14 protein-coding genes are annotated in these 13,917 nt (G+C 60.1%); 11 read left to right on the forward strand and 3 right to left on the reverse strand.

All coding sequences use genetic code 11. The features are described from left to right. Positions 1-196 precede the first annotated feature (196 nt). Positions 197-1,054: a PA4780 family RIO1-like protein kinase gene (locus IHE49_RS03420; protein ID WP_192154894.1), complete on the forward strand. Its 858-nt coding sequence runs from the start codon at positions 197-199 to the stop codon at positions 1,052-1,054. 170 nt (positions 1,055-1,224) lie between these two features. Here IHE49_RS03420 and IHE49_RS03425 read toward each other — a convergent pair whose 3' ends face one another. Together IHE49_RS03425 and IHE49_RS03430 are read right to left on the reverse strand one after the other, a co-directional pair. Then, a complete protein-coding gene (locus IHE49_RS03425) occupies positions 1,225-1,767 on the reverse strand; it encodes a cytochrome b (RefSeq protein ID WP_192154896.1) in 543 nt (180 codons plus the stop codon). After that, positions 1,764-2,858, reverse strand: coding sequence for a catalase family peroxidase (locus tag IHE49_RS03430; RefSeq protein ID WP_192154898.1), 1,095 nt, complete (start codon positions 2,856-2,858; stop codon positions 1,764-1,766). The genes IHE49_RS03425 and IHE49_RS03430 overlap by 4 nt, the downstream gene beginning before the upstream one ends. Before the next feature lie 218 nt (positions 2,859-3,076). On the opposite strand from IHE49_RS03430, the gene IHE49_RS03435 reads away from it, so the two are divergent. The 4 genes from IHE49_RS03435 to IHE49_RS03450 all read left to right on the forward strand — a co-directional run bounded on the left by IHE49_RS03435 (position 3,077) and on the right by IHE49_RS03450 (position 8,789). After that, positions 3,077-4,729, forward strand: coding sequence for a tetratricopeptide repeat protein (locus IHE49_RS03435; protein ID WP_192154899.1), 1,653 nt, complete (start codon positions 3,077-3,079; stop codon positions 4,727-4,729). Between the two features lie 124 nt (positions 4,730-4,853). Next, entirely contained in the window at positions 4,854-6,524 is a 1,671-nt protein-coding gene (gene hutU, locus IHE49_RS03440; protein ID WP_192154900.1) for a urocanate hydratase, read from the forward strand. Between the two features lie 153 nt (positions 6,525-6,677). Next, a complete protein-coding gene (locus tag IHE49_RS03445; RefSeq protein WP_192154901.1) occupies positions 6,678-7,466 on the forward strand; it encodes a nucleotidyltransferase domain-containing protein in 789 nt (262 codons plus the stop codon). A 195-nt stretch (positions 7,467-7,661) separates the two neighbouring features. Continuing rightward, complete coding sequence (locus IHE49_RS03450; protein ID WP_192154902.1) at positions 7,662-8,789, forward strand: DUF3800 domain-containing protein; 1,128 nt, start codon at positions 7,662-7,664, stop codon at positions 8,787-8,789. A gap of 162 nt (positions 8,790-8,951) precedes the next feature. On the opposite strand, the gene IHE49_RS03455 is transcribed toward IHE49_RS03450, so the two are convergent. After that, a complete protein-coding gene (locus IHE49_RS03455; protein ID WP_192154903.1) occupies positions 8,952-9,308 on the reverse strand; it encodes a hypothetical protein in 357 nt (118 codons plus the stop codon). Positions 9,309-9,640: 332 nt separating this feature from the next. On the opposite strand from IHE49_RS03455, the gene IHE49_RS03460 reads away from it, so the two are divergent. The 6 genes from IHE49_RS03460 (at position 9,641) to IHE49_RS03485 (ending at position 13,901) form a co-directional block, all read left to right on the forward strand. Further along, positions 9,641-10,201 carry a hypothetical protein gene (locus tag IHE49_RS03460; RefSeq protein WP_192154904.1) on the forward strand — a complete coding sequence of 187 codons (561 nt, stop codon included), beginning with the start codon at positions 9,641-9,643 and terminating at the stop codon, positions 10,199-10,201. A gap of 327 nt (positions 10,202-10,528) precedes the next feature. Then, entirely contained in the window at positions 10,529-11,365 is an 837-nt protein-coding gene (locus IHE49_RS03465; RefSeq protein ID WP_192154905.1) for a hypothetical protein, read from the forward strand. A gap of 178 nt (positions 11,366-11,543) precedes the next feature. After that, positions 11,544-12,008, forward strand: coding sequence for a hypothetical protein (locus IHE49_RS03470; RefSeq protein WP_192154906.1), 465 nt, complete (start codon positions 11,544-11,546; stop codon positions 12,006-12,008). Between the two features lie 132 nt (positions 12,009-12,140). After that, positions 12,141-12,833, forward strand: coding sequence for a hypothetical protein (locus tag IHE49_RS03475; protein ID WP_192154908.1), 693 nt, complete (start codon positions 12,141-12,143; stop codon positions 12,831-12,833). 65 nt (positions 12,834-12,898) lie between these two features. Further along, positions 12,899-13,306, forward strand: a complete 408-nt coding sequence (locus tag IHE49_RS03480) for a hypothetical protein (RefSeq protein ID WP_192154910.1) — start codon at positions 12,899-12,901, stop codon at positions 13,304-13,306. 196 nt (positions 13,307-13,502) lie between these two features. After that, positions 13,503-13,901 carry a hypothetical protein gene (locus IHE49_RS03485; protein ID WP_192154912.1) on the forward strand — a complete coding sequence of 133 codons (399 nt, stop codon included), beginning with the start codon at positions 13,503-13,505 and terminating at the stop codon, positions 13,899-13,901. Positions 13,902-13,917 lie beyond the last annotated feature (16 nt).

The raw sequence follows: 13,917 nt of genomic DNA on the forward strand, positions 1-13,917 counted from the left end.
GGTTTCCGCATCGCGTGGACGAGCCGTACCGCCGGCATCGTGCCATACGCGTTTGGCGAGCTGACCCCTCACCGCCAGGGGGCAGGTCGGCGCCGCAGCTGCGCGCGTTCGAACGGGCCAACGGGGACATATTCGGCCGAAAGAGGCTTGTCAGTCATAATGGCGGGTTATTTCCCATTGACGAGCTTTCCCGCGCATGAAAACCCCTGCTGGCCTGCAGGCGCTGATAGACGATGGCGTGATCGACGAAGTTCTGCGTCCGCTGAAAAGCGGCAAGGAGGCGTCGGTCTACGTGGTGCGTTCGGGCAACGAGGTGCGTTGCGCCAAGGTCTACAAGGACATGGCCCAGCGCAGCTTCCAGCAGCGCGTGCAGTACCAGGAGGGCCGCAAGGTGAGCGGCAGCCGCCAGGCGCGCGCGATGGGCAAGGCCAGCAAGTACGGGCGCAAGGAAGCCGAGGCCGCCTGGAAAAGCGCTGAAGTAGACGCGCTGTATCAACTGGCGCGCGCGGGCGTGCGGGTGCCGCAGCCATATGGCTATTTCGGCGGCGTGCTGGTGATGGAGCTGGTCACCGATGCCGACGGTTGCTCGGCGCCGCGATTGGGCGAAGTGGAGCTGTCGGCGCAGACGGCACGCGACTATCACCGCTTTCTGATCCGCCAGATCGCACGCATGTTGTGCGAGGGACTGATCCACGGCGACCTGTCCGAATACAACGTGCTCGTGGCGGCCGATGGCCCGGTCATCATCGACCTGCCGCAGGTAGTCAGCGCCGCCGGCAACAATGCCGCGCGCACCATGCTGCGGCGGGACGTGGGCAACATCACGATCAGCCTGTCGCGCTTTGCGCCGGAGCTGCTCGATACCCACTACGCCGAGGAAATGTGGGCACTGTTCGCGCAGGGCGAACTGCGACCGGACAGCGAGCTGACCGGCCACTTCATCTTCGACGAGGGCGCGGTGGACATCGACAGCGTGATGCAATCGATCATCGATGCGCGCGAGGAAGCGGTCATCCGGCAGCAGGGTCGCGAGGCGGCGCAGGCCGAGGATTGATCCGGCGCTGGCGGACACGCCGGGTAGACCACGCAGGGGCGCAACCGTCGCTACGGGGTGCAGGTCTTGCGCAATGGCGTTTCCCTAGGCAGGTCGACAAAGCGCCGCGCGCAGCCTTGCCTGCCGCGTCGCGGCGCTTGCGACGACGACCATTTCCGGATGGCGAGGATCTACTCGCGACGCCTCGCGATCATGCTCGCCAGCACCCCGTCGCGCCGGATCAGCCCGTGGTACAGCGCCGCCGCCATATGCGCGAGGAAGGTGAGGAACAGCAGCATCGCCAGCCAGCTGTGCAGATGGCGCAGGACGGCGAAGGCGATCGGGCCTGCAGGGAAGATCGCCGGCAGGCGCAGCGAGTCGCTGAGCATCACCGGATAGCCGCCGGCCGAGAGCATCGCCCAGCCCACCAGCGGCATCGCGATCATCAGCGCGTAGAGCAGCCAGTGCGAGGCGTGCGCGGCCAGCTTCTGCAGCATGGGGAGATCCGCCGGCAGCGGTGGTGGCGGATAGCGCAGGCGCACGGCGAGGCGCACCACCGCCAGCACCAGGATCGCGATGCCCAGCGGCTTGTGGATGCGTAGCAGCCACGCGTGGCGTTCGGACACCGAGGCCACCATGCCGACGCCGATGAACAGCATCGCCAGGATCATCGCCGCCATCAGCCAATGCAGCACGCGGGCGGGCAGGGCAAACAGTCCGGTCGTGTTCTTCATGGCCGGGCCTCCGGCTGTGCTTTCGCAGGCAGAGCTGCGGTGCCCGGCAGATGCGCCTCCTCACTGGTGCGGCGCAGGTAGGAATCGGCATAGGCGGCCGAGCGCGCGGGCAGCAGCGGATCGTCGGACGGCTGGATGCCGCTCGGCAGCACGGTCGGGTCGTAGTTGATGTCGCGGCAGGGGCCGCTGTCCTGCGCCTGCTCGCTTTCGACCACCAGCGTGCCGGCGTCAACGGTCTGGCGATCCGCCGGCCATGCCTTGGTCGCGTCGTCGGTGGGATCGCCCGGGTTGGCCAGCGTCACCTCCAGCTTCCAGCGCAGCGGGCCATGGGAAAGACGCTGGCGCAGATCGGCAGCCAGGTAATCGGCATCGGCCGCCGGTGCGGCACTATCGTCATCCGCGGACTGCGGCACCATGCGCCAGCGCACCGCGTGGCGCAGACCATCCGATCCCGTGAACACGAAGGCATCGAGGCTCCAGTAGCTCTCGGTGGCGAAGCTCGCCGAGGGCTTTGCGGTCTTCGCCCAGGCACGGAAGGCTGCCGTTTCAGGGTGCGCGGCGAAGAACGTCGCCACTTTCTTCGGATCGGGCTTGCCGGTGGCCGGGTCGGGCTGCTGCGCCTGCAACTGCGCGTAGAACGCCTGCGGCGTCGCCACCGGGAATACCGGCATGCTGTTCATGCCCGTGCGCCATTGCTGCCCGTTTGCCTGGGTGAAGCGCAGCGCCATGCTGCGGATCGGCACGCTGTTGTCCGGCGCATACGGATTGCTGCCCGGGATCGCGAAGCGGCCCACCACCGGCGTGCGTTGCCCCGACGCGAACACCTGTGCCATCGAATACGGCGCGGCCTGGCCGCTGCTCTGGAAATAGCCGGCGACGCACACGCCCTTGGCGTGGTTGCGCCGGTAGCCGGGATGCACGCCGGCGTTGGCCTCGAACTGGTCGACAAGGCGCTTCGGCGTGAGCCGCTGCGGCGCGAGCCAACCGCCGACGTAGCCGAAGGCCAGTGCACAAGCCGCGGGAACGGCGGCGATCAGTACCCAGGCCCCTAGGTGGCGCGGTCGTTTTTTGGGTGTCGGTGACTCTGGCATCGGGTGCTCCGAAACAATCGAAATAGCGGTGGGCGTCGCTGGCACAGGGCGCGCCAACGACAGCTGCTTCCGGGATATTCGCCCGGCCTTCGTCCGGGGTTACCCGCATGATCGAAATATGTGGCTACGCAGGGTGCGCAGTCGACGCACAGCACTGACAACTCTCGCATCGCGATGCTACTGTCGCGCCTTTCGTGCCTTAGGAGGAGAGGCGAATCATGTCGACGCATGGACGCATTGCACTGATCGTTGCACTGGCCTTGGCGGGCATCGCAGGCCTCGGCGCATTCGGCTGGTTTGTCAGCAGCGAGATGCCGCTATTCCTGACGACGGCCGCCAAGGAAGCGCAACCCACCGGCTCCCGCATCCAGCCCCCCGCCATGCTGCGCAGGCATGCCGGACCCGTCTTCACTCTCGACGAAGTGCATGCCTTTCTCGCCAAGGTTCGCAGCGCCGAGGCCATCGCCGATCCGTTGCAACGCTGCATGAGCTATCCCGATCCACCGCGCAGTCACTGGTCGCCGGCGACGGTAGAGGCCTATTGCCGTTATTACTTGCAAAAGACGATCTCGTTTGACGAAGCGCAGGCACTCATCCAGAACGGGCGCGCCGCCGAGCTCGATCGCCGGCTAGCGCAGGCGCTTCAGGCGCAGCTGGCCTATCCCGAGTCGCATGGCCTGCTGGATTACACGTACTTCAAGGCGTTCGGTGAGGGTTCGCTCGGTGTCCGCGAAACCCTGGATGCATGGAAGCGTGCGTCGCCCAATAGCGCGTTTGCCTTTGCCGCAAGCGGCTGGGCGTATGTGGCCATGGCCTCGAAAGCGCGCGGCGGTGCCTATATAAGCGAGACGCCGCAAAGCAACATCGACGCCATGGATCGCCTGCTGGCGCGGGCGGATACCGATCTGCAGCGCGCCATGGCCTTGGATCCCAAGGTCACGCCGACCTACGTCGCGATGATCCATGTCGGTTCGATGAGCTTTGGGGCCGCCTACGTCGATCGTGCCGCGCGGAGTGGCCTCGCGGTGGCGCCCGACAACTATGCCATCTACGGCACGCTGAGCAGCGCGGCGGAACCCCGCTGGGGCGGTTCGCTGGCAGCCATGGATCGCGTGGCCCAGCAGGCGCAGGTGCTCGTAAAGGAAAACCCGCTGCTGGCGATCCTGCTCTCCGCCGAGCCGGCCTACGAATATGACGTGTGCAATTGCCGCTCGTCGGTCGATTGGTCGGCGTATCCCAAGGTATTCGACAACGTCGGCAGCACGACCCTGCTGGGCAACGCCGGCAACGTCGCCAGCGAGCACGGACACGCGGAACTCGCTGTGGTCTATCTGTCGGAGAGACTGCGCTTTCTTCCAGATGCGCAGGGCACGCGCCGGCGGCGGGACAGCAACCTTGCCGGCGTGGGCGAATCCCAGATGGCGCTCGACGACGCCAATCGCCTCATCGCCGGGAATCCCATGAACCCCGACAACTACCAGCTGCGCGGCACCGTCTACCTGTCGCGCGGGGACAGCCAGAACGCCGAAAAGGATCTCGAGCACGCACTGGCGATGAACCCCGACGACATCGGTGTGCTCATGGTGCTGGGGAATCTCTACACCAACCAGACGCACGAGTGGGACAAGGCCTGGGACATTACCGACCGCATCATCCGCAAATACCCTGGCAGCCCGGCGGGGTGGGTCATGCGGGCAAGCATCCAGGAAACGCAGCCGCGTGCCGGCCTGGACAGCACCTACCGATATTTTCTCGACCATTTTGCCAACGATCCGAATCCGGGCATGCAATGGCAAATCAGCCACATGCGTGAACTTCTCGCCAAGGCGCCGCCAAACGCGGCGGCGGGGCCGGCGCCGAAAGGCCACTAGACGGGTTGCCCGCGGGTACAACACACCTTCCCCGCAGGTTTTTCCGCCGCCATGCCGCAGCGCGCCTTTTCACGCGCCGGATGGCTCGCCACAATCGGGTTTTCCCTCGTTCCCCGAGATCGCCATGAACGCTCCCACCCGCATCGACACCACCCGCACCATTCGCGCGCCGCGCGGCACCGAGCTGAGCTGCAAGAGTTGGCTCACCGAGGCGCCGTTCCGCATGCTGCAGAACAACCTCGACCCCGAGGTGGCGGAGAACCCGGCGGAGCTGGTGGTGTACGGCGGCATCGGCCGTGCCGCGCGCAACTGGGAGTGCTTCGACGCCATTCTGCGCAGCCTGCGCGAGTTGAACGACGACGAGACCCTGCTGGTGCAGTCCGGCAAGCCGGTGGGCGTGTTCCCCACCCACAAGGACGCGCCGCGCGTACTCATCGCCAACTCCAACCTGGTGCCGGCCTGGGCCAACTGGGAGCACTTCAACGAGCTCGATAAGAAGGGCCTGATGATGTACGGCCAGATGACGGCCGGCTCGTGGATCTACATCGGCTCGCAGGGCATCGTGCAGGGCACCTACGAAACCTTCGTGGAGATGGGCCGCCAGAGCTACGGCGGTAGTTTGAAAGGGCGTTGGATACTCACCGCCGGCCTCGGCGGCATGGGCGGCGCGCAGCCGCTGGCGGCCAGCCTCGCCGGCGCGTGCAGCCTCAACATCGAGTGCCAGCAGAGCCGCATCGACTTCCGCCTCAAGACCCGCTACGTGGACGAGCAGGCCAGCGACCTCGACGACGCGCTGGCGCGCATCGCCAAGTACACCGCCGCCGGCGAAGCGAAATCCATCGCGCTGCTCGGCAACGCCGCCGACGTGCTGCCCGAACTCGTGCGTCGCAACGTGAAGCCCGACGCCGTCACCGACCAGACCAGCGCGCACGACCCGGTCAACGGCTACCTGCCCAGCGGCTGGACCGTGGAGCAGTGGTTCGAGCGCCGCAAGAGCGACCCCAACGGCACCCGCGACGCCGCCAAGCAATCCATGAAGCAGCACGTGGAAGCCATGCTCGCCTTCCACGCGCAGGGCATCCCCACCTTCGACTACGGCAACAACATCCGCCAGATGGCCAAGGACGAAGGCCTCGCCAACGCGTTCGACTTCCCCGGCTTCGTGCCCGCCTATGTGCGCCCCCTGTTCTGCCGCGGCGTGGGCCCGTTCCGCTGGGTCGCGCTGTCCGGCGACCCGGAGGACATCTACAAGACCGACCAGAAGGTGAAGGAGCTGATCCCCGACGATGAGCACCTGCACCGCTGGCTGGACATGGCCAAGGAGCGCATCAATTTCCAGGGCCTGCCCGCGCGCATCTGCTGGGTCGGCCTGGGCCAACGCCACAAGCTCGGCCTCGCGTTCAACGAGATGGTGCGCAACGGCGAGCTGAAGGCGCCGGTGGTGATCGGCCGCGACCACCTCGACTCCGGCTCAGTCGCTTCACCGAACCGCGAGACCGAGGCGATGAAGGACGGCAGCGACGCCGTGTCCGATTGGCCGTTGCTCAATGCGTTGCTCAATACCGCCGGCGGCGCGACGTGGGTGTCGCTGCATCACGGCGGCGGCGTGGGCATGGGCTACAGCCAGCACTCTGGCGTGGTGATCGTGTGCGACGGCAGCGCCGAGGCGGACAAGCGGATTGCGCGGGTGTTGTGGAACGATCCGGGTACCGGCGTGATGCGGCATGCGGATGCCGGGTATGAGATTGCGGTCGCGTGTGCGAAGGAGCAGGGATTGAAGTTGCCGATGGTTTGAGTACAAAAAGGCCAAGCTTCAAGCTTGGCCTTTTTGTTGATGTTCAAGTACTAGGATGGAAGGCCGCTTTCAGGGGGGGCATTTTCTGTTGATGTCAATTCACTGAAAATTTCAATCTGACCTGGATTTTCTGGCACTTAAATGGCGATAACCATGATTCCAGCGTCTGTGCGTTCCGAGATAAATAAGCGCGTTGAGCGGGCTGAGGCTGAGCACGGTGTTCGAGTATTGCTTGCCGTCGAGTCGGGAAGTCGGGCGTGGGGTTTCGAGTCGCCAAACAGTGATTACGATGCCAGGTTCATTTATGTGCATCCCCGGGACTGGTATCTGTCGGTTGGTCTGGAAGAGCAGCGTGATGTCATCGAATACGAGATCGTCGACGATATCGACTTGAATGGTTGGGATCTTCGCAAAGCGTTGCGACTATTTTGGAAATCCAATCCTGCTTTCGTCGAATGGATCCAGTCATCGATCATTTATCGCAACGAAGGCTCGTTCCGTGAAAGCGTTTTAGAGCTATTACCTTCAACGTACTCCTGCGAGAGTGGTATCTACCATTACCGGAGCATGGCTAAAAGGAACTATCGTGGTTATCTGCGAGCCGATTTGGTCCCGTTGAAGAAGTACTTTTACGTTCTGAGGCCACTGTTGGCTGTCCGTTGGCTGGAGCAGTACGGCAAGGCCGCTCCCATTGAGTTTGAGAAGCTCCTTCATCTCATTAGAGACAATCCTGCACTTTTGAACGACATCCATGCTTTGCTAGAAAAGAAGCGGGCTGCGCCTGAAATGGGTCTTGAGCCGCCAGTTTCGTCGATTCACTCCTTTATCGAAGACGAGCTTGACCGCCTTGAGAGGATCAACCCATCCAAGTCTTATCAGGCATCGGTTATCGACAGCCTAAGTGATGTTTTCCGCACTTGCTTGTCCGAAGCATGGGCGTAAGGGGATTCGCGAAGTAGAGTTTCTGTGATACGGGGGCGATTTTTGTTGATGCGGGTTCTCTGAAAAGTTCACTCTGACCCGAATTTCTTTATGAGGCTTTGAAGGGCTTGCCCTAGCCCGTATTTCGGCCGCGGATTTCGAGCACATGTAACGAAGGTAGGCGTAATTAAGTCATCGATCAGAATGGAGGTCGTGATGCCGTTAGATGAGCAAGATACAGAGCGGGACGATTGGGGCGGGAAGAGAGATCTGGCCAAGGAGCAGAAGCTTGAGAGGGAAAAGGCGCTATTCGTGCAGAAGCTTGCCGCTGGCGAAAAAGATACGCTGCCTACCCGAGTAGCCTGGGTGCTTAATCGGCATCCGGAAGCGCGGGACTCTGACGTGACGCTGCAGATAATCTATTGGCGAACATTTGATCATGCCTTGTTGGCTGGCCAAAATATGGTGGCGATCGAGAATCTTTATCGACTTACTAGGCTAACCAACATCACGCGAGCCCGGGCCAAGATTCAGAATGAATATCGAATGTTTCTGGCTTCCGATGAGGTGCGAAGGAGGCGTGTTGTTAAAGACGAAGAAGAGCGAGCGAAACAAGTTGATGATCGGCCTGATACGGGCACCATCACTGTTTATTCCGACGAAACAGGCAAGACTGATGACTATCTCATTGTTGGAAGCATTTGGTTTTTAAAAGGCGATGATGTCCCTGGCCTTTCGCATGCCATTGCGGAGTGGCGTGAAGCAAACCAATTCAGAGAGGAATTCCATTTCACTAGAATTCGTGACCATAATATTTCGGCCTACCTGGCAGTATTGGATCTTCTTGACCGCTTCGCAGCGACGGTTAGCTTTCGAGCTATTATGATTGAACGGCGTGGGCATGCGGATATACAGCGCGTGCTAGATGACATGCTAAAACATTTGATTATCAGAGGAGTGGCTCATGGTCATGACACTGGGCGTGCACCATTACCTCGCTCCATTAGTGTGTTCAAGGATGCCGAGGAGGAGGTTCGGGACAAGCTGGTGGTGGCTAACCTGACCACCGATCTGAAACACGCATCGCAAGCAAGTTTCGAAGGTAAGCTCTACGTCTCCTTGGTGCAGGCGGTCGATTCCAAGGAATTGGTTCCTATCCAATTAGCCGATTTGTTCTGTGGCTGTCTTGCTCGACGTTACAACAAGAGCAATCGTTCGCCGCAAGTGAACGGCGAGCCTCGCGCGAAGGATCGTTTCGCGGATGAATTTCTTTCGCGATTTAACATCCTCCCTGAAGCCAGCAAAGATTTCGGCGGTGATATGACTGTAGTCGAGCGCGTTTAAGTGTTGGCGGATAATGGGGTGGAGGCAATTAATCCACAATCATGAGGTCAATTTTCTCGTTTGCGAGCCTTCCTCGCCGGTTGACTTTGGGATGCGCGGGTCTGGCCATTGGCGCTGCCGGGCACACCTTGGCGAAGCGGCCCGGCGGGTTCGCGTTTGGGCTCAATACGGCACGTCGCCCGGATGAAGTGGTGCGGGCAGTGGCAACTGACTGAGCCGTTCGGCCTGCTCGCTGAGGAAGTGCAGCGCGGCGAAGAGGCCTTCGGTGGTGGGCGCATCCAGTGGGCAGCAGCCGGGTTCGACGGTGTCGCTTTGGCTGTTGGCGTGGAGGTCGCGGAAGGCTTCGCTGTTGGCGAGGACGCGGGCGAGGGCGTGGATGGCGGTGGTAAGGCCGGCCAAGGTGGCGGCGTCCTGCTGGTCGGGGTCGGCCTCGGCGAGCGTCCAATAGGGGCGCGAGAGCGGGTTGGTGGGGATGCGCGCATCGTCGCGCGCGACTGCCGTATGATCGGGCTTAGCCATGATCAACTCCTAGCAAGTTGGTGGTGGTCAGCGGGTCGTATGGGTAGCCGCCCATGCGGCCCGCGCTGCTTTGGTCTTGCGGGTTTTCTGCGGCCGGCGGTGCGGTGTCGGCGGCAGTGCCATGGTAAATAAGCGGGGCGGGAAAATCTGTAGGGAAAGGATTTTGTTTTGTAGGTTGTGTTTTTGATTAATGCGAAAATTCAGGAGTGGTTACGCCGAAGCTTGTCAAGCAGATCGGAAGGGAGGGGTGGGCATCTGCTACTGATCGTGAGTAAAAGTCAGGCCAGCGGTCCAGTCTATTGACATAAGCCAACGTCCGATGGGGAGGGAGAATGTATTCGCAACAGGACTTTGTCGAGCGGTTCAAGAACATGGAAACCGCCACATTGCTGCATAGGCTTGCGACGAGTGAGCTGACGGAAGAGGCAAAGGACGCCATCTATCAGGTTCTGAACGGGCGCGGCGTGCCTACGGAGCATTTGAATGGAGTTCGGCCGGATGTTCCAGAACATGAAGTTAGCCGATATGCACAAGCGATCAAGCAGGGTCCATGTCCGCTTTGCCAGCGTAGGGAATCCGCTATTGAAGTGCGTGAATCTCATTGGGTCTGGTCGGCATTGATCCTGACCAGGTGGCAAACCAAGCGTGTGGTTTGCTGCAGGAAATGTGGCGTGCATGAGAACTGGAGCGCACTTGTATTTTGCATGGGGTTGGGATGGTGGGGGTTTCCAGTGGGGATTCTGGTTACGCCTTATCAGATCGTGCGGAACCTTTTGGTTATAGCAAGTAGATCCGATAAGACAAAGCCATCGGAGGCTTTGTTGATTTTTGCGAAAGCTGATCTACTCGCTAGACGTCAATCGAATCTCGAACGCATGGCTACGAATGGCTAAGGATCATCGGTGGGCCGGGATGTAAATAAGCGGGGCAGGGAAATTTGCAGGGAAGGGATTTTGTTTTGCAATTTGTGATTTTGATTAATGGGTAAAGTCAGGGCGGCTGCATTTAATCCAAAGAGGCGGCATGGCACACTTTCTTGAGTGGTTCGGTTCAGAAGGTCGACCCTGATCCCCGTCTGGATCCACCGGCAAAATCATTCATTCGATCTGATCAATCTTGTGGAGATGGGTATGGAAACCGTTTGTCAGGCGTGTGGTTATCAGAGAAAGCCGACGGATCAGGCGCCCGATTGGCAATGCCCTTCCTGCGGCAGGGCGTACGTGAAGACGGCGCATGAATCGCCTAGCCCGCTGGTGGTCTACACGGACAGCCCAGCCGCCGCGCCGGACCACGGCTTGCCCGAGGAGCCTTCGTACCGCACGGAGCCGGAGGAGACGACGCTAAACAAGCGCGGAATACTCATCGGCACGCTTCTTTCGCTCTTTCTCATCTTCGGCATTCCCATCCTGGCCAATCCGTCGGCGGCATCCGACATTCTTCTGCACAGCGATGCCGGGTTCGTGGCACTCATTTTCATCGCGCTGATGGCGGTGGTGGGCGTGATGAGGCGCATGAGTGCGAAGGTCGATTCCGGCGACCGCAAGTCCGTATTTACATTTTATGCGGCACTTTTCGGGCTTTTTTTTGCGGTGCTTTTTTTTGGTTTGGCGATTTCGACGCGCAACGAAGACCGCATCGAGGCCAAGATCCAGGGCAACGGATTGCGTGCCACGGCGGACGTGGTTCGTATCTATAACGGCGGCTGCGGAAAGCGGTCCTGCAGCATCTACGCGGAATACGTGTTCGCGCCGGCGGCTGGCGCGGACGGCACGTCCAAGCCCATCCATGGCTACGCGCGTCTCGGCGGTCGTTCCAATGATCCCCATGTCGCGTACGCACGCACGAACCGGCAGGTTCCGATCGCCTACGAAGTGGGCCATCCGGAAGTCTCGGCCCTGAACTTCAACGACGATGTGTTCCGCCTCGATCATGGCCAACAGTCCCGCGCCGGAATGGCCTTGCTGGGCAAGCTCTTCCTGGGAGTCCTGCTGCTGGTGCTCGCGATGGTTGCCCTCAGCCTCTGGCTGCGCCCGGGCGAGAAATCGAATGCCGTGTGACCCTGATACGAAGGAACAAACAGGAGCAGGGCGCACTTCCTTGAGGCGCGAGCTGCGGGAAGCCGGTTCTGACCCTGCTTGAACGGAAGAGTGTGTCAGGTTCGCTTGGCTGCAGCTTGGGAAAGCGGACGCTTGATACGTTTTTCGAAGTGGATCGTGGAATCAATGGGGGAAAGAAATGCGCTATCGATTTTTGTTGTTGAGCCTGGTTTTCATGGAATTACTTTCCGTTAGCGGTCGAATTTTTGCGCAAACTAGAGTTCCCGACTCCAGCAATCTTGGGGAGGCTGCCATGTTGGTTGCTGAAGATGAGGCCATGAAGGACGCGGCGATGACGCGATGCGGACAAATATATCCATCCAGATCAAATCAATTTCAAAGCGCTTACGCCATTTGGCGAAAAAATAACGCCGCAGCTCTGGAGGCGAGTTCAAAAGAAGTTGCCGTACTTCGCCATAGTCCTGCACTCGCCAATCGCATCACGCTGCGACTGAACGATCGTCGCCAGGCAATTTCGTCGGGCATAGAAGCGAAGCCGGAAGTGTGCGATGGGCTGGCAAACTTGCTTTCCACGGGCGGTGAGCGCTTCGATCGGCTGATGCCGAAAGCCTATGCAGTGTTGTTAGCGTCCATCTCAAAATGACGGCAACGCTTGACGAGTGACCCGAGTTGGCGTGATGTCCGTAGGCAAGCAGTGTGTGACGCGTGGAGGAGCGGCGAATGAGCAAGTTTTCTCTAGAAGGATTGGAATGCCGTTAACAGGAGTACGCACAACATGAAGCTTTGGATATCTTCCCTCGGTCTGCTTTCCTTTGCTTTGCTCTCCTTGCCCGCCTGGTCGGCCGATGCGGTCATGCCAGCCCCACGCGGCCTAAGCATATGTGCGCCTGATAGCCAGCTGTCGAGCGCGATGAAACTTGTTGCGTCCAAGTTCGGTACGCTTGCTGGATGCTTTGTTTCCACCGAGCAAGCACCAATACACGGTACGAACAAGCCTTTGGAGTCGGCGTTTGCTATTGCTCTTTTTCAGAGCGCATCAGGTCCGTATACCGTGGCCAGCGTCGATCAGCTTTATGCCACGACAGCCCAGCAATGGAAGAACGTCAAGCCACTCTGGGACAAGGACAAGTCGGTGTATGAGCAACGCGTACGCAAGCTGATGCAGGAAGCATCCTCTTCCGCCTCGGTGCAAGGCAGCATGTCGATCGATCAACCGGTACTTGTTTCTATGCGTCGGATCGACCCGGGCTCGTACACGGTTGTTTCCATAAGACGCCGCAAGATTTCCAAGGATGGCGCCGTGTTCTCTTTCGACACCGCTGACGGCGACGCGCTTATTCTCAGCGATGGAAACCTCACGCGCTTGACGATCCAGCGGCAGCTGCGAGGGCAGAGTGACGTGGATGCAGTAAGAAGTGAAATCACCGATTGGGTACAAGAAGCCAGTAAGGCATTTCTGGCAAATTGAGAAGATTGGCTGCTGTTCGATTTCAACCAAAGAGCCGGCGCACGATAAATTAAGGAGCGATGTCGATGGCTTCCCTTCATTGGCGAATCGTGATGCTCGTGATCGTTGTAGCACTAGTCAGTGGAGGAGCAGGCTTCTACTTTGGGATCGGAAAGGGGGCCGAGGTCATGGGAGCTATCGCCAGTCAGAATCGTGTCTATGAAGCACTCGGCGATGTCAGGCGTTCAATGACGGCGCTGGAATCAAACGACGCGATCTTGGCGAAGAAGGAGATGGCGGTCGACTTGCGTATCGCCCTGTTTTCGCTAGGTGCCTATTCGTCAGCTGTCCCGTACATCAGGTGCAAAGATAAGGACCGGCAGGCTCTAGAGTTGGCACGTGGCTATGTTGCCGCGAATGCTGACGCACGAGTGTTCGGTAGTGCTCCCGAGCTGCAACGGGGACTGGATTTCTGCGTAGGTCGACAATCCTGAACCGCCCGCTTTCGACCCAAAGCGGACATTCGGGGAGCAAAGGGGGGGTATGGGGACGTTTCGGTACCTGTGGCGCACTGGTTTGTGTGTATTTGGGCTGACACTCCTGGTCAGTGGCTCATGGGCTTCGACGCCTGAATTGAAAGCGACTGACACTGTGAAAAGGCTCTATCGGGACTACTCGTGGGAGGCAACCATGATTGACGGGCCGGAGCCTTGGATCGGTGACGCTCCCAAGGCCGTGCTCGAGCAATATCTCGACAGCGAATTATCCGCAATCTGGGTCAAATCCAGGGCCTGCAAGGGAAGTGATTGTGCTGTTGACTGGGTGGGTTATGACCCGCTCTGGGACAGCATGGATCCCTCCGGGTTCTCTAACATCAACGTCGAAGCCACGGATGATCCGCATGTTGTGAGGGTCGAAATGGATGCGCCGTGCAGTCCGGCTCAGGTCTGCAAGCCAGCGGATGGGACACGGGTTCGTCTGACCTATTTTTTGGAGAGGACAACGATGGGATGGCGTATTTCGGATATACAGAGCGAAGTGCACGGTTCGTTGAAGGCCGCGCTTCTGAGGGCGCTAAGCGAACATTGAAGTGTCCGCTTTCGAC

The sequence above is a fragment of the Rhodanobacter sp. 7MK24 genome, from assembly GCF_014842995.1.
Classification (GTDB): domain Bacteria; phylum Pseudomonadota; class Gammaproteobacteria; order Xanthomonadales; family Rhodanobacteraceae; genus Rhodanobacter_A.